The 20363-nt window shown below is 34.8% G+C and carries 33 protein-coding genes; 30 read left to right on the forward strand and 3 right to left on the reverse strand.

Features of this window, described 5'->3' with window-relative positions; genetic code table 11:
* The 26 genes from rplW (at window position 1) to rplQ (ending at window position 12501) form a co-directional block, all read left to right on the forward strand.
* Window positions 1–291, forward strand: a complete 291-nt coding sequence (rplW, locus tag ACKI42_RS06050; RefSeq protein WP_407403474.1) for a 50S ribosomal protein L23 — start codon at window positions 1–3, stop codon at window positions 289–291.
* A gap of 22 nt (window positions 292–313) precedes the next feature.
* A complete protein-coding gene (gene rplB, locus ACKI42_RS06055) occupies window positions 314–1135 on the forward strand; it encodes a 50S ribosomal protein L2 (protein WP_407403476.1) in 822 nt (273 codons plus the stop codon).
* A 2-nt stretch (window positions 1136–1137) separates the two neighbouring features.
* Window positions 1138–1416 (forward strand): 30S ribosomal protein S19, encoded by a 279-nt coding sequence (gene rpsS / locus ACKI42_RS06060; RefSeq protein ID WP_002983209.1) that lies wholly within the window; start codon window positions 1138–1140, stop codon window positions 1414–1416.
* A gap of 2 nt (window positions 1417–1418) precedes the next feature.
* Window positions 1419–1817: a 50S ribosomal protein L22 gene (rplV, locus tag ACKI42_RS06065; protein WP_034713017.1), complete on the forward strand. Its 399-nt coding sequence runs from the start codon at window positions 1419–1421 to the stop codon at window positions 1815–1817.
* Window positions 1818–1824: 7 nt separating this feature from the next.
* Complete coding sequence (rpsC, locus tag ACKI42_RS06070; protein ID WP_407403479.1) at window positions 1825–2553, forward strand: 30S ribosomal protein S3; 729 nt, start codon at window positions 1825–1827, stop codon at window positions 2551–2553.
* An 81-nt stretch (window positions 2554–2634) separates the two neighbouring features.
* Window positions 2635–3060, forward strand: coding sequence for a 50S ribosomal protein L16 (rplP, locus tag ACKI42_RS06075; RefSeq protein ID WP_407403481.1), 426 nt, complete (start codon window positions 2635–2637; stop codon window positions 3058–3060).
* A 12-nt stretch (window positions 3061–3072) separates the two neighbouring features.
* Window positions 3073–3261 carry a 50S ribosomal protein L29 gene (gene rpmC, locus ACKI42_RS06080; RefSeq protein WP_407403483.1) on the forward strand — a complete coding sequence of 63 codons (189 nt, stop codon included), beginning with the start codon at window positions 3073–3075 and terminating at the stop codon, window positions 3259–3261.
* A gap of 11 nt (window positions 3262–3272) precedes the next feature.
* A complete protein-coding gene (rpsQ, locus tag ACKI42_RS06085) occupies window positions 3273–3530 on the forward strand; it encodes a 30S ribosomal protein S17 (protein WP_123905735.1) in 258 nt (85 codons plus the stop codon).
* Complete coding sequence (rplN, locus tag ACKI42_RS06090) at window positions 3530–3898, forward strand: 50S ribosomal protein L14 (RefSeq protein ID WP_407403485.1); 369 nt, start codon at window positions 3530–3532, stop codon at window positions 3896–3898. Before rpsQ ends, rplN begins: the two co-directional genes overlap by 1 nt.
* Window positions 3899–3919: 21 nt before the next feature.
* Complete coding sequence (rplX, locus tag ACKI42_RS06095; RefSeq protein ID WP_407403487.1) at window positions 3920–4246, forward strand: 50S ribosomal protein L24; 327 nt, start codon at window positions 3920–3922, stop codon at window positions 4244–4246.
* Window positions 4247–4259: 13 nt separating this feature from the next.
* Window positions 4260–4811 carry a 50S ribosomal protein L5 gene (rplE, locus tag ACKI42_RS06100; protein ID WP_407403489.1) on the forward strand — a complete coding sequence of 184 codons (552 nt, stop codon included), beginning with the start codon at window positions 4260–4262 and terminating at the stop codon, window positions 4809–4811.
* A gap of 3 nt (window positions 4812–4814) precedes the next feature.
* A complete protein-coding gene (rpsN, locus tag ACKI42_RS06105; RefSeq protein WP_407403491.1) occupies window positions 4815–5084 on the forward strand; it encodes a 30S ribosomal protein S14 in 270 nt (89 codons plus the stop codon).
* A gap of 147 nt (window positions 5085–5231) precedes the next feature.
* Window positions 5232–5630: a 30S ribosomal protein S8 gene (gene rpsH / locus ACKI42_RS06110; RefSeq protein ID WP_407403493.1), complete on the forward strand. Its 399-nt coding sequence runs from the start codon at window positions 5232–5234 to the stop codon at window positions 5628–5630.
* 17 nt (window positions 5631–5647) lie between these two features.
* The gene (rplF, locus tag ACKI42_RS06115) at window positions 5648–6193 is read left to right on the forward strand and encodes a 50S ribosomal protein L6 (RefSeq protein WP_407403495.1); all 546 of its coding nucleotides are present in this window, start codon (window positions 5648–5650) and stop codon (window positions 6191–6193) included.
* A 14-nt stretch (window positions 6194–6207) separates the two neighbouring features.
* The gene (gene rplR, locus ACKI42_RS06120) at window positions 6208–6561 is read left to right on the forward strand and encodes a 50S ribosomal protein L18 (protein ID WP_407403497.1); all 354 of its coding nucleotides are present in this window, start codon (window positions 6208–6210) and stop codon (window positions 6559–6561) included.
* 19 nt (window positions 6562–6580) lie between these two features.
* Window positions 6581–7102 (forward strand): 30S ribosomal protein S5, encoded by a 522-nt coding sequence (gene rpsE / locus ACKI42_RS06125; protein WP_407403499.1) that lies wholly within the window; start codon window positions 6581–6583, stop codon window positions 7100–7102.
* A 10-nt stretch (window positions 7103–7112) separates the two neighbouring features.
* Window positions 7113–7289 carry a 50S ribosomal protein L30 gene (rpmD, locus tag ACKI42_RS06130; protein ID WP_034756449.1) on the forward strand — a complete coding sequence of 59 codons (177 nt, stop codon included), beginning with the start codon at window positions 7113–7115 and terminating at the stop codon, window positions 7287–7289.
* 20 nt (window positions 7290–7309) lie between these two features.
* Window positions 7310–7759, forward strand: a complete 450-nt coding sequence (rplO, locus tag ACKI42_RS06135; RefSeq protein WP_407403502.1) for a 50S ribosomal protein L15 — start codon at window positions 7310–7312, stop codon at window positions 7757–7759.
* Window positions 7760–7769: 10 nt separating this feature from the next.
* Window positions 7770–9149: a preprotein translocase subunit SecY gene (secY, locus tag ACKI42_RS06140; RefSeq protein ID WP_407403504.1), complete on the forward strand. Its 1380-nt coding sequence runs from the start codon at window positions 7770–7772 to the stop codon at window positions 9147–9149.
* Between the two features lie 3 nt (window positions 9150–9152).
* Window positions 9153–9368, forward strand: a complete 216-nt coding sequence (gene infA / locus ACKI42_RS06145) for a translation initiation factor IF-1 (protein WP_034684855.1) — start codon at window positions 9153–9155, stop codon at window positions 9366–9368.
* 63 nt (window positions 9369–9431) lie between these two features.
* Window positions 9432–9548: a 50S ribosomal protein L36 gene (gene rpmJ, locus ACKI42_RS06150; protein ID WP_007839480.1), complete on the forward strand. Its 117-nt coding sequence runs from the start codon at window positions 9432–9434 to the stop codon at window positions 9546–9548.
* A 9-nt stretch (window positions 9549–9557) separates the two neighbouring features.
* Window positions 9558–9935 (forward strand): 30S ribosomal protein S13, encoded by a 378-nt coding sequence (gene rpsM, locus ACKI42_RS06155; RefSeq protein WP_407403507.1) that lies wholly within the window; start codon window positions 9558–9560, stop codon window positions 9933–9935.
* Between the two features lie 12 nt (window positions 9936–9947).
* Window positions 9948–10337: a 30S ribosomal protein S11 gene (gene rpsK, locus ACKI42_RS06160; RefSeq protein WP_407403509.1), complete on the forward strand. Its 390-nt coding sequence runs from the start codon at window positions 9948–9950 to the stop codon at window positions 10335–10337.
* A gap of 19 nt (window positions 10338–10356) precedes the next feature.
* On the forward strand, window positions 10357–10965 hold the full coding sequence (gene rpsD, locus ACKI42_RS06165; protein WP_407403511.1) for a 30S ribosomal protein S4: 609 nt from the start codon (window positions 10357–10359) through the stop codon (window positions 10963–10965).
* Between the two features lie 33 nt (window positions 10966–10998).
* Complete coding sequence (locus ACKI42_RS06170) at window positions 10999–11994, forward strand: DNA-directed RNA polymerase subunit alpha (RefSeq protein WP_407403513.1); 996 nt, start codon at window positions 10999–11001, stop codon at window positions 11992–11994.
* A gap of 6 nt (window positions 11995–12000) precedes the next feature.
* Window positions 12001–12501 (forward strand): 50S ribosomal protein L17, encoded by a 501-nt coding sequence (gene rplQ, locus ACKI42_RS06175; RefSeq protein ID WP_407403515.1) that lies wholly within the window; start codon window positions 12001–12003, stop codon window positions 12499–12501.
* 56 nt (window positions 12502–12557) lie between these two features.
* Here rplQ and ACKI42_RS06180 read toward each other — a convergent pair whose 3' ends face one another.
* Complete coding sequence (locus tag ACKI42_RS06180; RefSeq protein ID WP_407403517.1) at window positions 12558–12977, reverse strand: hypothetical protein; 420 nt, start codon at window positions 12975–12977, stop codon at window positions 12558–12560.
* A 147-nt stretch (window positions 12978–13124) separates the two neighbouring features.
* Here ACKI42_RS06180 and eno point away from each other — a divergent pair, with 147 nt between their 5' ends.
* The 4 genes from eno (at window position 13125) to ctlX (ending at window position 18083) form a co-directional block, all read left to right on the forward strand.
* A complete protein-coding gene (gene eno, locus ACKI42_RS06185; RefSeq protein ID WP_407403519.1) occupies window positions 13125–14417 on the forward strand; it encodes a phosphopyruvate hydratase in 1293 nt (430 codons plus the stop codon).
* An 83-nt stretch (window positions 14418–14500) separates the two neighbouring features.
* The gene (locus tag ACKI42_RS06190; RefSeq protein ID WP_407403521.1) at window positions 14501–15787 is read left to right on the forward strand and encodes a citrate synthase; all 1287 of its coding nucleotides are present in this window, start codon (window positions 14501–14503) and stop codon (window positions 15785–15787) included.
* Window positions 15788–16127: 340 nt separating this feature from the next.
* Window positions 16128–17042: a dimethylarginine dimethylaminohydrolase family protein gene (locus ACKI42_RS06195; protein ID WP_407403523.1), complete on the forward strand. Its 915-nt coding sequence runs from the start codon at window positions 16128–16130 to the stop codon at window positions 17040–17042.
* 117 nt (window positions 17043–17159) lie between these two features.
* Window positions 17160–18083 carry a citrulline utilization hydrolase CtlX gene (ctlX, locus tag ACKI42_RS06200; RefSeq protein ID WP_407403525.1) on the forward strand — a complete coding sequence of 308 codons (924 nt, stop codon included), beginning with the start codon at window positions 17160–17162 and terminating at the stop codon, window positions 18081–18083.
* A gap of 353 nt (window positions 18084–18436) precedes the next feature.
* Here ctlX and ACKI42_RS06205 read toward each other — a convergent pair whose 3' ends face one another.
* Window positions 18437–19153, reverse strand: coding sequence for a hypothetical protein (locus ACKI42_RS06205; RefSeq protein WP_407403527.1), 717 nt, complete (start codon window positions 19151–19153; stop codon window positions 18437–18439).
* 118 nt (window positions 19154–19271) lie between these two features.
* On the reverse strand, window positions 19272–20345 hold the full coding sequence (locus ACKI42_RS06210; RefSeq protein ID WP_407403768.1) for a restriction endonuclease subunit S: 1074 nt from the start codon (window positions 20343–20345) through the stop codon (window positions 19272–19274).
* Window positions 20346–20363 lie beyond the last annotated feature (18 nt).

Consider the following 20363-nt stretch of genomic DNA (forward strand, 5'->3'; position numbering starts at 1 on the left):
ATGTCAGTTATTATTAAACCAGTTATTTCAGAAAAGGCGAACTACCTTACAGATTTAAGAGGAGCTTATACTTTCTTAGTTAACCCTAAGGCGAATAAAATCCAAGTTAAATTAGCGGTAGAAGCGACTTACGGTGTGAAAGTAGCAGACGTTAGAACCATGATTTATGCGCCTAAAGTTTCTTCAAAGCACACTAAAAAAGGTCTTCAAGTAGGAAAGACAAATAAATTAAAAAAGGCGGTTATTACTCTTGTTGAGGGAGAAGTAATCGACATTTTTGCTGTAAATTAATTATTAATTATATATAATAGTAATGTCTGTTAGAAAATTAAAACCTATCACCCCAGGACAGAGATTCAGAATTGTTAACAATTTTGAGGAAATTACTACTAACAAACCAGAGAAATCTCTAACTGTTGGTATTAGTAAGTCAGGTGGACGTAACCAAACTGGTAAAATGACCATGCGTTACACCGGAGGTGGACACAAAAAGAAATACAGAATTATCGACTTCAAAAGAAACAAGCATGATGTTGAAGCAACGGTAAAAACTGTAGAATACGATCCAAACAGAACTGCATTTATTGCGTTGCTAGAGTATGCAGATGGAGAGAAGAGATATATCATCGCTCCAAACGGTATTAAAGTAGATCAAAAGGTAGTTTCAGGAGAAAGCGTTGAACCGAACATCGGTAATGCAATGAAATTGAAAAACATTCCATTGGGTACTGTAATTTCTTGTATCGAAATGAAGCCTGGTCAAGGTGCAATTTTAGCAAGAAGTGCTGGTTCTTCAGCTCAATTAACTTCTAGAGATGGAAAATATGCAATTATCAAATTGCCTTCAGGAGAATCTAGAATGATTCTTACTGAATGTTATGCAATGATTGGATCTGTTTCTAACTCAGATCATCAGTTAACTGTTTCAGGTAAGGCTGGTAGAAGCAGATGGTTAGGTAGAAGACCTAGAACTAGACCAGTAGTAATGAACCCTGTAGATCACCCAATGGGAGGTGGTGAAGGTAAATCATCTGGAGGTCACCCAAGATCTAGAAACGGTATGCCGGCTAAAGGTTACAAGACTAGAAAGAAAAACAAAGCGTCTAACCGTCATATCATATCTAAACGTAAATAATTATGGCAAGATCACTTAAAAAAGGACCATTCATTCATCATACTTTAGATAAGAAGGTTCAGGCAAATATAGAGTCTGGTAAGAAGACAGTAATCAAAACTTGGTCTAGAGCATCTATGATTTCTCCAGACTTCGTAGGACAAACTATTGCAGTACACAACGGGAAATCTTTTATCCCTGTATATGTTACAGAAAACATGGTTGGTCACAAGTTAGGCGAATTTTCTCCAACAAGATCTTTTAGAGGTCATGGTGGTAATAAAAACAAAGGAAGTAGATAATCATGGGATCAAGAAAAAGAGAAAGTGCATTAGCACGTAAATTAACAAATCAAGATGTAGTAAAAGCATTACACAACGATTGCCCATCATCTCCAAGAAAAATGAGATTAGTAGCTGATATCATCAGAGGGGTAGAAGTTGATAAAGCTCTATACATTCTAAAATATTCTAAGAAAGACGCTTCTAACAAATTGGAGAAAGTATTGCTTTCTGCAATGGCAAACTGGCAAGCGAAAAACGAAGGTGCTGATATTGAAGAAGCAAACCTTATCGTTAAAGAAATATTTGTAGATAGTGCTAGACAATTGAAGAGACTAAGACCTGCACCACAAGGTAGAGGACACAGAATCAGAAAAAGATCTAACCACATTACACTAATCTTAGGTAATAAAGAAAATTAATCAAGGTATGGGACAGAAGACAAATCCAATTGGTAACAGATTAGGTATCATCAGAGGATGGGATTCAAACTGGTTTGGTGGTAACGATTATGGAGACAGAATCGCTGAAGACTACAAAATCAGAAGATACCTTGAAGCAAGATTATCTAAAGGTGGTATTTCAAAAATTTATATTGAAAGAACTCTAAAATTAGTAACTGTAACTATTACTACTGCTAGACCGGGATTAATCATCGGTAAAGGAGGTCAGGAAGTTGATAAGTTGAAAGAAGAATTGAAAAAACTTACTGGTAAGGATATTCAAATCAACATCTTCGAAATCAAAAGACCTGAGCTTGATGCAGTTTTAGTATCTGATAGTATTGCTAAGCAAATTGAAAACAGAATCTCTTACAGAAGAGCTGTTAAGATGGCTATCGCTAGTACTATGAGAATGGGTGCTGAAGGTATCAAAGTTCAAATCTCTGGTAGATTGAACGGTGCTGAAATGGCAAGATCAGAATCTTTCAAAGACGGAAGAATTCCATTGTCTACTTTCAGAGCTGATATCGATTACCACATTGCAGAATCTAACACTACTTACGGTAAATTAGGTGTTAAAGTTTGGATTATGAAAGGCGAAGTGTACGGTAAAAGAGACCTTATGCCATTAGTAGGACAGCAGAAAAAAGGACCTTCTGGAGGTGGAAATAGAGGTGATAGAGATAACAGAAGACCTTCAAGAGATAAAAAATAATTAAAAAAATTTTAGAGGATAGTTTTAAATGACCGTTACTTTTTTAAAATCTAAATTCTAAAATCTAAAATTTAAGAAATTATGTTACAACCAAAAAGAACCAAATTTCGTAGAGTTCACAAGATGAAGATGAAGGGGATTGCTCAAAGAGGTAGTCTTCTCGCTTACGGAACTTTCGGAATCAAAGCCACAGAAGGAGCTTGGATCACTGCAAGACAGATTGAAGCTGCACGTATTGCTGCTACAAGATATATGAAAAGAGAGGGTCAACTATGGATCAAAATATTTCCAGATAAGCCAATTACCAAAAAACCTGCAGAAGTACGTATGGGTAAAGGTAAAGGTGCTGTAGAATATTGGGTAGCTGTAGTAAAACCAGGTAAAATTATGTTCGAAGTAGGAGGAGTTTCTTACGAGATCGCTAAGGAAGCTTTAAGACTTGCTGCACAGAAATTACCAATAGTTACTAAGTTTGTAGTTGCTAACGATTTTGTTAAACCTCTTTAATCTCTGAATACAATGAAAAAAGCTGAAATTAAAAATCTAAGCGCAGAAGAAGTTCAAGCAAAATTGACTGAAGCTACGACAGAATTCACAAAAATGAAACTGGCTCACAAAATCAGTCCACTTGAAAATCCAATCCAAATCAGAGATTTGAGAAAGACGATCGCAAGACTAAATACAGAGTTAACAACTAAACAACAATAAGATTTTCATACATTATGGAAAGAAACTTAAGAAAAGAGAGAATCGGAATAGTTTCCAGCAATAAAATGGAAAAGACCATTGTTGTTAGTGAGACTACTAGAGTGAAACACCCGATGTACGGTAAATTCGTTTTGAAAACGAAAAAATATACTGCACACGACGAAAACAACGAATGCACGGAAGGGGATACAGTTCTTATCCAAGAAACTAGACCTACGAGTAAGAGTAAGAGATGGAGATTAGTAAGAATCATTGAAAAAGCTAAGTAATGTTACAAACAGAATCAAGATTAAAAGTTGCTGATAACACTGGTGCTAAAGAAGTACTAGTAATCAGAGTTCTGGGAGGTACCAGAAGAAGATATGCTTCAGTTGGTGATAAAGTCGTAGTTACTATTAAAGATTCTACACCATCAGGAAATGCAAAAAAAGGACAAGTTTCTAAAGCAGTAGTAGTAAGAACAAAAAAAGCAGTAAGAAGAAAAGATGGTTCATACATCAAATTTGAAGACAATGCTTGTGTATTACTAAACGCTGGTGGAGAAATGAGAGGAACACGTGTTTTCGGACCTGTTGCTCGTGAGTTGAGAGACAAAGAATATATGAAGATCATTTCATTGGCTCCTGAAGTACTTTAATTTTTAAAATTTTTAAACAAAATGTCAAAGTTAAAAATAAAAAGAGGAGATAACGTAATCATCACTACCGGTAAGAAAGAAATTAAAGGTAAGACTGGTGAAGTTATTGAAGTGATCAAAAAAGAAGGTAAAGACCCTAGAGTTATCGTTGCAGGACTTAACATCGTTAAAAAACACGTTAAGCCTTCAGCTTCAAATCCTCAAGGAGGAATTGTAGAAAAAGAAGCTTCTATTCATATCTCAAACGTAGCTTTAGTTAATAAGGACGGAAAAGCTATCAAAATCGGTTTCAAAACTGAAGGAGATAAGAAGGTAAGAATCGACAAAAAAACGGGTGAAACTTTATAATTTTAAATAACACATGGAATATATCGCAAGACCCAAAAAAGCATATAACGAAACAATTGTTCCTGCAATGATGGAAGAATTTGGGTACAAATCTGTAATGCAGGTACCTAAATTGGAAAAAATCATCCTATCTCAAGGATTAGGTGATGCCACTGCAGACAAAAAAATCATTGATTATGCTGTTGAAGAACTTACAAATATTACTGGCCAGAAAGCGGTAGGTACTATTTCTAAAAAAGATGAAGCTGCATTTAAATTAAGAAAAGGTATGCCTGTAGGTGCTAAGGTAACTCTTAGAGCTCACAAAATGTACGAATTCTTAGATAGATTAACTTCTTCTGCTTTACCACGTATTAGAGATTTTTCTGGTATCAAAGCGGATGGTTTCGATGGTAGAGGTAATTACAACTTAGGTATTACTGAGCAAATTATCTTCCCTGAAATCGTAATTGACAAGGTGAAAAAAATCCAAGGGATGGACATCACTTTCGTTACAACTGCGAAAACAGATAAAGAAGCTAAAGCATTATTAACTCACTTCGGTTTACCATTCAAAAAGAACTAAGAGATGGCTAAAGAATCAATGAAAGCGCGTGAGCGCAAAAGACAAGCAGTAGTTGCTAAATATGCTGACAAAAGAAAAGCTTTAAAAGAAGCTGGTGATTACCTGGGATTACAGAAATTACCTAAAAATGCTTCTCCTGTAAGATTACACAACAGATGTAAACTTACAGGCAGACCAAGAGGTTACATGAGAACCTTCGGTCTTTCTAGAGTAACCTTCAGAGAAATGGCTAACAATGGTCTTATCCCTGGAGTGAAAAAAGCTAGTTGGTAATACTTACTGATTAAAAAAATGGACAATTAAGTTGTCTAGATACTGAAGAAACAAAATATCAGACCTAAGATTTTCTGAAGTCTGATATTTTACTCTTTAAGTCTTTTCAATACTGATTGTCTTTAACCAATAATTTTAAATAGAAAAATGGTAACAGATCCAATTTCAGATTTCCTAACTAGAGTAAGGAACGCACAAAGCGCAGGCCACAAAGTGGTGGAAATTCCTGCATCAAAAATCAAAAAAGAGATTACGAAAATCTTATTTGAGCAAGGTTATGTCTTAAACTACAAGTTTGAGGATAATGCAGTTCAAGGGGTTATCAAAATCGCTTTGAAGTATGACAAACAAACTAGCAAACCTGCCATCAAGTCTATCCAAAGAGCTTCAAGACCAGGTCTAAGACAATACAAAGGTTCTACCGAACTTCCAAGAGTATTGAACGGTTTGGGTGTAGCTATTATCTCAACTTCAAGAGGAGTAATGACGGATAAGAAAGCTAGACAAGAAAAAGTTGGTGGAGAAGTAATCTGCTATGTTTATTAATTTTTAATCAAAGGAAAATGTCAAGAATTGGTAAATCAATTATAACAATTCCTGCTGGTGTTACTGTATCTCAAAAAGATAATGTAGTAACAGTTAAAGGTCCTAAAGGAGAACTTACTCAGGAGCTTACAGAGGGAATTACTTTAGAAAATAATGATGGAACTCTTACTTTTAGTAGACCATCAGATTCTAAACAACACAGAGCGCTTCACGGTTTATACAGAGCGTTGATCAACAACATGACTGTTGGAGTATCAGAAGGTTTCGAAAAGAAACTAGAATTAGTAGGAGTAGGATATAGAGCATCACATTCAGGTCAAAAACTTGAATTAGCTTTAGGATTCTCTCACGGTATCGTAATGGAACTTCCTTCAGAAGTTAAAATTGATACATTGACTGAAAAAGGTAAAAACCCAATTATTACTTTAACGTCTTTCGACAAACAACTTATCGGAATGGTGGCTGCAAAGATCCGTTCATTCAGAAAGCCAGAGCCGTACAAAGGAAAAGGTGTAAGATTCGTTGGAGAAATTGTTAGACGTAAAGCTGGTAAATCTGCTTAATAAATTTTAAGAAAATGGCACTAAGTAAATTAGAAAAAAGAATAAGAATAAAAAGAAGAGTAAGAGGGAAAATCTCTGGATCTTCTGAATTGCCAAGATTATCTGTATACAAGAGTAATAAGGAAATTTACGCTCAGTTAATAGACGATAAAAATGGTAAAACATTAGTTTCTGCTTCTTCAAGAGAAAAAGGAGTTGATGCAAACGGTACAAAAAGTGAAGTTTCTACAGCAGTAGGTAAAGCAATCGCTGCTAAAGCAATCGCTGCAGGAATTGAAGCTATTGTATTTGATAGAAACGGATTCGTATACCATGGAAGAGTGAAAGCTCTAGCTGATGGTGCGAGAGAAGGAGGACTTAAATTCTAATCATTAAATTTCGGAAAATATGTTAGGACTAGATAATATAGAAAGAGTAAAACCGGGAGGATTAGAATTAAAAGATCGTCTCGTATCCGTAAACAGGGTAACAAAAGTAACTAAAGGGGGTAGAGCGTTCGGATTTTCTGCAATTGTTGTTGTAGGAGACGAAAATGGAACTATCGGTTTTGGTTTAGGAAAATCTAAAGAGGTTGCATCTGCAATTGCTAAGGCAGTAGAAGATGCAAAGAAAAATCTTGTGAAAGTTCCTTTAATGAACCACACTATTCCTCACCAATCTTCTGCTAGATATGGTGGTGCAGATATCTTCTTGAGACCTGCTTCTCATGGTACAGGACTTATTGCCGGTGGTGCAGTAAGAGCGGTACTAGAATCAGCTGGTATTCATGACATCCTTTCAAAATCTAAAGGATCTTCAAACCCTCACAATGTGGTGAAAGCTACTTTCAAAGCGTTGTTAGACATCAGAAGACCAGAAGAAATTGCAAGAATGAGAGGAGTTTCTTTAAGTAAAGTGTTTAACGGTTAATAATAAAACAATGGCAACAATTAGAGTAAAGCAAGTAAGAAGCGCTATTGGTAGAACAAAAACCCAAAAGAGAACGCTTGAAGCATTAGGATTTAAGAAACTTCACCAAGTTATAGAGCACGAAGCTACACCATCTATTTTAGGTATGATAGCTGCAGTTGGTCACTTACTAGAAGTTCAAAAATAATTTTAAAAAATACATTTAAAATGAATTTAAACAATATAAGACCTGCAGCAGGTTCTACATTTAGTTCAAAAAGAATTGGTAGAGGACAAGGAAGTGGAAAAGGTGGAACAGCAGGGAAAGGTCACAATGGTCAGCAAGCTAGAGCTGGTTATTCTCAAAAGATCGGTTTCGAAGGAGGGCAAATGCCTTTACAGAGAAGATTACCGAAATTTGGTTTCAAGAACGTAAATAGAAAAGACTATAGAGGTGTTAATCTTGATAGTATTCAACTTTTAATTGAAAATAAATCTATAACTGGAGATATTACAAAAGAAGTATTGGTACAACACGGATTGGCTAGTAAAAATGAACTAGTAAAAATTATGGGTAGAGGAGAATTGACAACTGCGGTTTCAATCTCTGCAGATAAATTTACTAAATCTGCCGAAGAGCTTATTACAAAAGCAGGCGGAAAAGCAATTACTTTATAATACTTACTAAATGAAAGAATTTATACAAACCCTACAAAATATATGGAGCCTTAAGGAACTAAGAGACAAAATTCTTTTTACTTTAGGGATTATCCTTGTGTATAGATTCGCATCTTTTATCTCACTGCCAGCAATTAACCTTGCGGAGGTGGGAGATCTCTTAGAGCATTATAAAAATCAAGGCGGTAACAAGCAAGGAGCAGGTCTCCTTGGCTTGCTTTCGTCGTTTACAGGAGGTGCATTTAGTCATGCTTCTGTGATGGCGTTGGGTATCATGCCGTATATTTCAGCTTCAATTATTGTTCAGTTGATGGGGATGGCTATTCCTTATCTTCAAAAGCTTCAAAAAGACGGAGAATCTGGAAGAAATACTTTGAATCAAATTACTAGATGGTTAACTATCGGAGTTTGTCTTGTACAAGCACCTTCGTATTTAACTTCTATTACTCAATTATTTTTACCTTATGCTCAGTTTCAATCTGCATATTTTGTAGATCCAAATTCAATTATGTTCTGGTTACCAAGTATTGTTATACTAGTAGCAGGTTCTGTATTTGCAATGTGGCTAGGAGAAAAAATTACCGATAAAGGAATTGGAAATGGTATTTCTATTCTTATTATGGTAGGGATTCTATCTAGGTTACCTGAAGCTTTTGTCCAAGAGATAGCAGTTCAAAATGGTAAAGGAGGAATGGGATCTATTATGATCCTAATTGAAGTTATATTCTGGATGTTGGTGGTTCTATTAGCAGTGGTACTTTCTGTTGCTGTAAGAAAAATTCCTATTCAGTATGTAAGTAGAGCTCAGGCTAGAGGAGGTGTCAATAAAAATCTTATGCAAGGAGCAAGACAGTGGATACCATTAAAAGTGAATGCTGCCGGTGTAATGCCAATCATTTTTGCGCAAGCATTAATGTTTGTACCTGGTTTATTAACGAAGTTTGATGACACAAATACTTTTCTTGCAGGTTTCAAAAATGTTTTTAGCTGGCAATACAACGTATTGTTTGCGCTACTAATTATTATTTTTTCATTTTTCTATACCGCTATTACAATTCCGGTAAACCAAATGGCTGATGATTTAAAGAGAAACGGAGGTTTAGTACCGAAAGTAAGACCTGGGAAAGAAACTGCTGATTATTTAGATGATATTTTATCAAAAATTACCTTGCCAGGTGCAATATTTTTATCTATCTTTGCAGTCCTTCCAGCAATAGTGCATGGGAGCCTTGTTCAGACAGATGCGTTCGCCCTATTTTTTGGGGGAACTTCTTTGCTAATTATGGTTGGGGTAGTATTAGATACTGTTCAACAGATTAACACTTATCTGCTGAATCATCATTATGATGGCTTAATGCAGTCTAAATTATCAAGAACGACTGGATATTAATTTATGGCAAAACAAAAACATATTGAACAAGACGGCGTTATAACGGAAGCACTTTCGAACGCTCAGTTCCGTGTAGAATTAGAAAATGGGCATATTCTTATCGCTCATATTTCTGGTAAAATGAGAATGCATTATATTAAACTTTTACCTGGTGATAAGGTAAAACTTGAAATGTCTCCCTATGATTTAACAAAGGGAAGAATCACTTTTAGATATTAACAATTTGTCAAATGGAATCTTTTGTTTTCCATTTGACATTTGTAAAAAAATAAATACGATCAAATGAAAGTTAGAGCATCAATTAAAAAGAGAAGTGCTGATTGTAAAATTGTACGCAGAAAAGGTGTGCTTTTTGTAATCAACAAAAAAAACCCAAAATTTAAACAAAGACAAGGCTAATATTAAATTATGGCGAGAATTGCAGGTATTGATTTACCAAAAAACAAAAGAGGCGTTATCGGTTTAACTTATATTTATGGTGTTGGAAGAAATACTTCTTCTAAAATCTTAAAAAATGCTGGTATTAGCGAAGACAAGAAAGTCAACGAATGGAATGACGATGAATTGGCTGCAATCAGAACATTTATCTCTGAAAACATCAAAGTAGAAGGAGAATTACGTTCTGAAGTGCAATTGAACATCAAGCGATTGATGGACATAGGATGCCAACGAGGAATACGTCACAGACTAGGACTACCTTTAAGAGGCCAGAGAACGAAAAACAACTCTAGAACCCGTAAAGGAAAGAGAAAAACAGTTGCTAACAAGAAAAAAGCAAGTAAATAATCGTTAGGAATTATGGCAAAACAAAGTAAAGTAGTTAAAAAAAGAAAAGTAAAAGTTGAGGCTATTGGTGAAGCGCATATTCAAGCATCATTCAATAACATCATCATTTCTTTAACAAATAAAGGAGGAGAAGTTATCTCTTGGGCATCTGCCGGTAAAATGGGTTTCAGAGGTTCTAAAAAGAATACTCCATTTGCTGCTCAAATGGCAGCAGAAAACTGCTCTAACGTAGCGCACGAAGCTGGGCTAAGAAGAGTAAAGGTGTACGTGAAAGGTCCTGGTGCAGGTAGAGAGTCTGCTATCAGAACAATTCATAATTCAGGTATTGAAGTTAGCGAAATCATTGATGTGACTCCTATGCCACACAATGGATGTAGACCACCGAAAAGAAGAAGAGTTTAATTTTTAGAATTTACCCATTATGGCAAGATATATTGGACCTAAGACTAAGATTGCTAGAAAGTTTGGTGCTGCAATCTACGGAGATGATAAGAACTTCGAAAAGAGAAAAAACCAACCGCCAGGACAACATGGTCCTAATAAAAGAAGAGGTGCTAAAAAATCAGAATATGCTATTCAATTAGCAGAAAAGCAAAAAGCTAAATATACTTATGGTATCTTAGAAAAGCAATTTGCGAATCTTTTTGATAAAGCGCACAGAAGTAAAGGTGTAACAGGAGAAGTTCTTTTGCAACTTTGCGAATCAAGATTGGATAATGTTGTATACAGATTAGGTTTTGGTAAAACTAGATCTGGTGCAAGACAATTGGTTTCTCACAGACACATCACTGTGAATGGGGAAATTCTTAATATCCCTTCTTATTTGGTAAAAGCTGGAGATGTAATCGCTGTAAGAGAAAAATCTAAATCTCTTGAAGTAATTGCAGATTCTTTAGCTGCTAAAGCAAACTATGAGTGGTTACAATTCAACGATGAGAAACAGCAAGGTACTTTCGTATCTGCACCTGATAGAATCCAGATACCGGAGGACATTAAGGAACAGCTTATCGTGGAACTTTACTCTAAATAATTTTTTAATCAAATTTTTGCTCAACCCAATAATATGGCAATTTTACAATTCATAAAACCCGATAAAGTAATTCTACTTAACTCTGATGAATTTAAAGGTCAATTCGAATTCAGACCTTTAGAACCAGGTTTCGGGCTTACAATCGGTAATGCTTTGAGAAGAGTGTTGCTTTCTTCTCTAGAAGGATACGCTATTTCATCTATCAAAATAGAAGGTGTAGAGCACGAATTTTCAACTATTTCAGGAGTAATAGAAGACGTTACCGAAATTATTCTTAACCTTAAGCAGGTGAGATTAAAAGCTACGGCAGAAAACCAATCTAATGAGCAGGTGGTTGCCAAAGTTACTGGTAAAAATATTATTACTGCTGGAGATTTGGGTAAATCGATCAATGGCTTTGAGATTTTAAATCCTGAGTTGTTGATTTGTAATCTAAACTCTGATGTTACTTTTGAAATTACGTTCAATATAGAGAAGGGTAGAGGTTATGTGCCATCTGACCTTAATAAGTCAAACAATTCACCTGTAGGTACTATTGCTATTGACTCTATTTACACACCTATTAAGAAAGTACAATATAGCATTGAAAATTATCGTGTAGAGCAAAAGACAGACTACGAAAAATTAGTATTAGATATCGAAACTGATGGCTCTATTAGCCCTCAAAATGCTTTAACGGAAGCTTCAAAGATATTAATTTATCATTTCATGTTATTCTCCGATGAGAGAATTACTTTGGAAACTGAAGCAGTAAAGGCATCTATCCAATACGATGAAGAAACATTACACACAAGACAACTTCTTAAGTCTAAATTAGCAGATATGGATCTTTCTGTAAGAGCCCTAAACTGTCTTAAAGCTGCTGAAGTGGAAACTCTTGGTGAACTTGTTTCTTATAGTAAGTCTGATTTGATGAAATTCAGAAATTTTGGTAAAAAATCTTTGACAGAACTAGAAGAACTAGTGCATTCAAAAGGTCTTAACTTCGGTTTCGACGTTGCAAAATATAAGTTAGACGCTGATAAATAAATAATAATGAGACACGGTAAAAAATTCAATCACTTAGGAAGAACAACTTCTCATAGAAGTGCTTTACTTTCTAATATGGCTTGTTCTCTAATTGAGCATAAAAGAATCAACACTACTGTAGCTAAAGCAAAAGCTTTAAGAGTATATGTTGAGCCTCTATTAACAAAAGCAAAAGAAGATACTACACACAATAGAAGAATTGTTTTTTCATATCTTCAAAGTAAAGAAGCAGTTACTGAATTATTCAGAACTGTAGCTGTTAAAATCGCTGAGAGAAACGGTGGTTATACAAGAATTATCAAGACAGGCTTCAGAAAAGGAGATGCTGCTGATATGGCTCTTATTGAGCTTGTAGATTTTAACGAACTTTACAATCCTAATGCTGAGGAGAAAAAAGTAACAAGAAGAAGTAGAAGATCTACTCCTAAAGTAGCTGTTGAAGCTGCTAAGGTAGATGAAACAGCAGCTGAAGCTACTGAACCTACTGAAGAAAAAGCTGGAGAATAATATTCTTACAGATATATTTTAAAACCGTTCAGAATTCTGAACGGTTTTTTTGTGCCTTATATTTTGGTTTTTACCAATTCTATTATATTTTTACCTTGATGTATAATTAAACTATCCCCTTTTACCAAAACTTTCATATCATCTTTCTCATAGATTGTTTCATTACCCTTTGCCAATTTTTTATCCAAAGTAAAGGTTTTGTTATTATTGGTAATTGCAACCTTATAGTCTTTAGGATCATAGTTGAAAACTACTTTTACCAAAGTGCCATCGGTTGCTGCATAGACAAAATTGGTCTTTAAAGACTTTTTTCCATTCACATCTATGTTATAGCTAATTGTAGAATCTACCTTACCGTTGTCTGCCAGTATCAATGTGTCTGTAGTAGGCGTTTTCAATACTGCTTTATTACCTTCTTGTTTACATCCTATTATTATCCCAAACAACAGAATTAATACGGTGACTTTTTTTATCATAGAATTTATTATTTATTAAAATTGAAGATTTAAATATACAGGTAAAATTAACTAAATTTTAACGGATAACTAATTAAAAACATGAATAAATCTTATGAGTGAACTTAAAAATTGATTAAATTTGTGTAAAATATAATAAACATAAGAATGAGTTACATTTCAAACATTGAGGCTAGACAAATCTTGGATTCTAGAGGGAATCCTACAATTGAAGTTGATGTATATACAGCAAGTGGTGCGATGGGTCGTGCTGCTGTTCCTTCTGGTGCATCCACTGGTGAACATGAGGCGGTAGAGTTACGAGATGGTGGATCTGTATACAACGGAAAAGGAGTATTAAAAGCTGTTGAAAATGTAAGAGAAGTAATTGCTCCAGAATTAATTGGAAAATCAGTATTCGATCAGAATTTTATTGATCTTTTAATGATTGACCTAGACGGAACTAAGAATAAAGGAAACCTTGGCGCTAATGCAATTTTAGGTGCCTCCCTAGCAGTGGCAAAAGCTGCTGCAAATGAAATTGGAATGCCATTATATAAGTATGTTGGAGGTGTCAATGCAAATACACTACCTGTACCTATGATGAATGTAATTAATGGTGGATCGCATTCAGATGCTCCTATTGCATTCCAAGAATTTATGGTAATGCCAGTAAAGGCAGAATCTTTCTCAGATTCTTTAAGAAAAGGGACTGAAATCTTTCATAGTTTGAAGGCTATTTTACATTCTAGAGGATTATCTACAGCTGTAGGTGATGAAGGTGGTTTTGCACCCACTTTTAAAGGAACCGAGGATGCCTTAGATACCTTATTACAAGCTATTGAAAAAGCAGGATATAAACCTGGTGACGATGTAATGATTGCATTAGATTGTGCTGCTTCAGAATTCTACAAAGATGGAATCTACGATTACAGAAAATTCCAAACTCCAGATGCTGCACAATTTAGCAGTAGCGAACAGGTATCATATCTTGCAGAATTGGTCAACAAATATCCAATTATCTCTATTGAAGATGGTATGCAAGAAAACGATTGGGATGGATGGAAATTACTTACTGAGAAAATAGGTGACAAAGTACAACTGGTAGGAGATGATTTGTTTGTAACTAATGTAGAAAGACTAGCTAAAGGAGTAAATGAAGGTATAGCAAATTCTATTTTGGTAAAAGTAAACCAAATCGGTTCTCTTTCTGAAACAATGGCTGCGGTACAGATGGCACAACACAATAAGTTTACTTCTGTAATGTCTCACAGATCTGGTGAAACTGAGGATGCTACCATTGCTGATCTTGCAGTAGCTATGAACTGTGGACAAATAAAAACAGGTTCTGCATCTAGATCAGATAGAATGGCAAAATACAACCAACTTCTAAGAATAGAGGAGGCATTGGGAGAAACTGCTTATTTCCCTGGACTGCATGCTTTTAAATTCAAGAAATAATAAATAAAAAAAAGTAGCAACAATTTTTTTGGTTGCTATTTTTTTATGTACTTTTAGGAAAATTATTATAAAAATATTATATAATGTCAGACAACAAAGTTATATTGAACTACGATGGTAGTTCATATGAATACCCTATCGTTGATAGTACAATCGGAGACAGAGGAATAGATATTTCAAAATTAAGAGACCAGACAGGTCTAATTACTCTAGATCTAGGGTACAAAAATACGGGTGCTACTCTTAGTGACATCACTTATCTAGACGGTGACAAAGGAGAGTTATTCTATAGAGGATATCCTATCGAGCAAATTGCTGATAAGTCTAACTTTACTGAGGTAATGTACCTATTGCTTAATGGAAACTTACCAAACCAAGAGCAATTCAATACTTTCAATGGAAACATTAAAAGTTATAACTTCGTTGCGGAAGAGATGAAAAAAATCATCGATGCTTTCCCTCGTTCTGCTCATCCAATGGGAGTTTTATCTACTCTTACTTCTGCACTTACTGCATTCAACCCGAAAGCCGTAGACGTGAGTTCTAAAGAAGAGATGGATCACGCAGCAGAATTGCTAATTGCTAAATTCTCCCACTTATGTGCTTGGACTTACAGAAAAACTTTGGGTCTTCCACTTAACCACGGTGATAATAGCTTAAACTATGTTGAGAACTTCTACAAAATGGCGTTCAGATTACCAAACGAAGAGTTTGAAATGAATCCTGTAGTGGTAGCTGCATTAGACAAATTATTAATCTTACATGCTGACCATGAGCAAAACTGTTCTACATCTACAGTAAGAATGGTAGGTTCTGCTCACACAGGTCTTTTTGCTTCAGTATCTGCTGGTATTTCTGCACTTTGGGGTCCACTTCATGGTGGTGCAAACCAAGCGGTAATCGAGATGTTAGAGTTGATCGAAAAAGATGGTGGAGATGTAAACAAGTGGGTTGCTAAAGCGAAAGACAAGCAAGATCCTTTCAGATTGATGGGATTCGGACACAGAGTTTACAAAAACTTCGATCCAAGAGCAAAAATTATCAAGAAAGCTGCTGACGACTTGTTAGCTGCATTAGGTATCCAAGATAAGGCATTAGATATTGCAATGCAACTAGAAAAAGTAGCACTGGAAGACGAATACTTCATCGAGAGAAAATTATATCCAAACGTAGATTTCTATTCTGGTATCATCTACAGAGCATTAGGAATTCCTACAGAAATGTTTACAGTAATGTTTGCATTGGGTAGACTTCCAGGATGGATCGCTCAGTGGAAAGAAATGAGATTGAAAGGTGACCCAATTGGTAGACCAAGACAAGTATATCAAGGTTCTCAATTGAGAGACTACGTTGATATTTCAAACAGATAATATTTGATTTTCAAATTGAAAAAAACCCAAAGATTTCTTTGGGTTTTTTTCGTCTTTATAATCATTAGTTTAAATGTAAATCGATAGAACAATTTTTGCAGAGGTAATATCTACAGCGCTAAGGCATAAATAGGCTGTATTTATCTATACAATATGACAATTGCAGATAAAAACAGCAGTGAAAATAAGATTTTTAAGATAAACAAATGCCTACTAGGTAAGGGTTTACAAAGATTTTTGTTTTATAAAAGTTGTACACATCTCGCGTGTTTGTTTATATTTGTAGAAATGGTATGTATGCAATCCTTTATTATAAGATGACTACATAAGAATTGTTTTTATGAAACTAAATATCAAAAACGAAACAGGCAGACTAAAATCTGTCGTATTAGGACAACCCAATTCTATGGGACCCATTCCTACGTTAGAGGAAAGCTATGATGCCAAATCTTATCATTCTATACTACACAATATTTATCCTGTGGAGAAAGATGTAATTGCGGAGATGCAGGCCTTTGAGAATGTTCTACAAAAATACGACGTTGAAGTTTTGAGACCAAGTATTATAGAAGAATATAACCAGGTTTTTGCAAGAGATGTAGCGTTTGTGATAGATGATAAAATGATTATTTCTAATGTCATTTCAGATCGTGCAGACGAACAAGATGCTTACAAAGGTATTTTCGAGACGGTAAAATGGCGCGATATTATCAATCTTCCAGAATCCGCTCATATAGAAGGAGGCGACGTCATTGTGTGGGGTGATTTCCTATTTGTAGGTACATGTTTTAGCCAAGATTATAGAAATTATAAGACGGCAAGAACCAATGAATATGCGATTAATATTCTTAAGGAATACTTCCCCAAAAAAAGAATTATTGATCTAGAACTCAAAAAGAATGATCAAATACCCTACGAAGGGATTCTGCATCTAGATTGTACGTTCAATCCTGTAGGTAAAGATAAATGCATCATCTATAAAGAGGGTTTTGTAGATGAAAGCGATTATAATCTTATCGTAGATATTTTCGGAGAGGAAAACTGTTTCAATGTGACGTCAGAGGAAATGTTTGAAATGAATCCTAATATATTTTCTATTTCACCCGAAGTAGTTGTTTCTGATCAAACATTTGTAAGGATGAATAATCATCTCAAAAACGAATGGGGAATGATAGTTGAAGAAATCCCTTATCGTGAAATTTCAAAAATGGGAGGTTTACTAAGATGTTCTACCATGCCACTTGTGAGAGAGTGATTTTTTTTTGAAGCTATTTCCCGCTTTTCACTACAATCTTTTTTGGGTGACTTCGGCTCCGCTCAGTCACCCAAAAAAGGATTTTCGTTACAATCGGGGCTAAACAACACAACAAATATGCAAACAACAGATACCGTACTAATGATAGAGCCGATAGCGTTCGGTTATAACGCAGAGACTGCAGAGAATAATTACTTTCAAGTAGAGCAAACTGGAGCTGATATTCAGGAAAAGGCTTTAAGGGAGTTTAATGCTTTTGTAGATCAACTTCGAAGCAAGGGAATTGATGTAATTATCATCAAAGATACCTTAGATCCACATACTCCAGATTCTATATTTCCGAACAATTGGGTAAGCTTTCATCAAGACGGAAATGTAGTTTTATATCCCATGTTTGCTTCCAACCGTAGAGTAGAACGCAGAGAAGATATTATTGACACCATTTCTGAAAAAGGATTTGTAGTAAAAGATATTGACGATTGGTCGTTCTCAGAAACGCAAGGCAAATTTCTAGAAGGAACGGGAAGTATGATATTCGACCATGATTGTAGATTGGCTTATGGTTCGGTTTCATTAAGGCTAGATGAGCAAGTTTTCCGCGAATTTTGTTCAAAATATAATTATACACCAATTGTATTTCATTCTTACCAAACTGTAGGCGACGAGAGATTACCAATTTATCATACCAATGTGATGATGTGTGTTGCAGATCGTTTCGTAGTGATTTGTTTAGATTGCATCGATAAAGAATTGGAAAGAAGTAAGGTAATAGAAACTATTAAAAATTCGGGTAAGGAGATTATTGAAATTACTGAGGAGCAAATGCAACAATTTGCAGGAAATATGCTTCAAGTACAAAATACAGAAGGCACTCCATATCTAGTAATGAGCCAAAGTGCTTATCAATCTTTAAACCAAGAACAAATAGCCAATATTGAAAAATACAACGAAATTATCTACGCAGATCTTTCAACGATAGAAACCAATGGGGGTGGAAGTGCGCGTTGCATGCTTGCCGAAATTTTTCTGCCAAAAAAATAGACCCAACATCACTTTTTATATAGCGAAGCCTCAATTATCCAATGGATAGTTGGGGCTTTTATTATGTGGTTGGGATGGTATTGATTATTTTAAAACAAATACTATTTAGCAAAAATAAAAACTGTAAAGGCAGAAGGTATATTGCTATGGGAAGTAGCTCTACATGTAATTGCGGAAGCTAGATTTATAATTGCGGAAACCCTATCTATAATTGCGGAAGCTATATCTTATTCCTCGGAAAGAATATCTACAAATACGGACAAAAAAAATAGGTTTGCGGAACAAACCAATGAAAATGAGAATAAGATATCTTGAAAGGGGTAAGCTTTATTTGCTTTTGAAGGGATATGTATCTAAGGTTTTTTAAACTCTATGCCTTTTACCTGAGAAAATTCTGGGCTCGTAGCGCCGAATGCAGATTTGATATACTTTTTTGCTTCTGATGCCACTTCAAATACACTATTTTCGGTTTTGTATAGTGTGGTGTCTCTGCCTATTCTTGCATTGCTGATGTTGGTATAAGATGTTGCTACTTCGGAGTTTTTGGTAGTAAGATCTGTATGTTTTGCGAGTAGGGTGTCTACCTTTAGATCTACCTCATTGGGTGCATAGCTAGGCTCTGATTGTAGGATAGAGATAAGCCCAGACAAATGCTCTATTTGCTGTACATATGATAGCTGACTGGTAGAGTTTGTGTCTTGAGGTATAATGTTGGGATCTTTGGAAATTGGTGTAGAAGGTTTTTGCCCTTGTATTTTTTTATTGAAACCTTTTGCGTCTTCTATGGTTTTGTCTGTAGCATCGGTAGCTTGTAGTGCATTGATAAGGCGGGTAGACAATGATTTTAGATTCTCAAAAGCGGTAGCTCTGTCATTTACTTTGGTATTGTAGGCTGTTTTTTGCGCTACAACATCTTCTAGTTTTGACTTTGCATCAGTAAGCAATGCTTCTAGTTGGGGTACTTTTAGGATTTCCTTTGAGGGATTGTAGCGATCTCCGTACCCTTTGATAAAAGAAATAAGAGTTTGGAAGTTTGCTACATTTTTTGCGTGTCCTGTTTCTGTTGCCATTTGTGTGTTATTTTAATTGTTTTGAGAATTAAAGTTAATAAAAAATGCAATACAAAGACCTGATGCTCAATAAAAAAGCCAACGGTAAAGTTGGCTTTTTTTACATTTTGGTTTATTTTTATATTGCTAGTTTTTTGTTTGCATAGTGTACTACATCTTTTATAACGAGCTTTTGTATAGCTCTTATAAATGGTGCCATCACTTTATAAATAGCTTCATTATTAGCAGTAGGTAATGAAATTAAGTCTTTTTGAATTTTCTTATTACTTACACTATCGCCCCAAGAATATTTATAACCTAAACTTTTATTAACACATGTGGCTAAAAATAGCTGAGTAAGTTTATTTTTAAACGCTTCATTTTTTAGTGTTAATGTTAAATTATGACTATCATTAGAAAAAAAATCTGATTCTTGGTATGTAACAACAAATGTTTTTCCACCTATAAATACGCAATTTCCTTTATCTAAGTATTTTTCATCATTTTTTATATAGGAGCTTATACTATTGTTTTCTGAACCTGCGCCCAGATAAGGTGTGTTGCCACTATTAAGGACAATATCTCTAGATAATATATTGCCTGTATTTTTAATATTGAAAACTTGAGTAATAGGAAATTCTGCAAATTCCAATTTCTCATAATCAGCTATTGCCTTTTCTTCCTCTTTAGTTAGTTCGTAATTGTCTAAACCTGTTGCTTGTAAATAGGCTTGTAGGGTTTGCATACGTTCTTGCTCTAATTCGGCAATGAAAGACTCCATAAAATCAAAATCAATCTCACCGTTTTTGGTTTTAGGTAATTTAAACTGAACATTCTTTGCAATACTCCAGTGTCTTGAATATCCTAAATTGGGAATGTTTTTCTGCCAAGACGAAACAATAAATAATAATGTTTTAAGAGATATTTTTGTTCTTGTATGTAGTACTTTAACATTATCTGCTACTGAAAAACTGTTTGAAGCTAAATTAAATGTTCTTGTATGGTCACCAAAAACTATATATAATGGAATTGTGTCATCTACAATAAAATCAGGTTCATCATTTGTATAACCAATAATACCATTGTTGGATGACTCTGACGAATATACAGGTGTATTTCCAATTTTGGTTAGCATAGATTTATTGTACATTTTTGGAACATTTAAAATCCTAAAAATTTGAATAAATTTAAATTCTCCCCACTCAACATTTATTAATTTTTCGTTGAGTAG

This window comes from Chryseobacterium sp. (assembly GCF_045629545.1).
Taxonomy (GTDB): Bacteria; Bacteroidota; Bacteroidia; order Flavobacteriales; family Weeksellaceae; genus Chryseobacterium.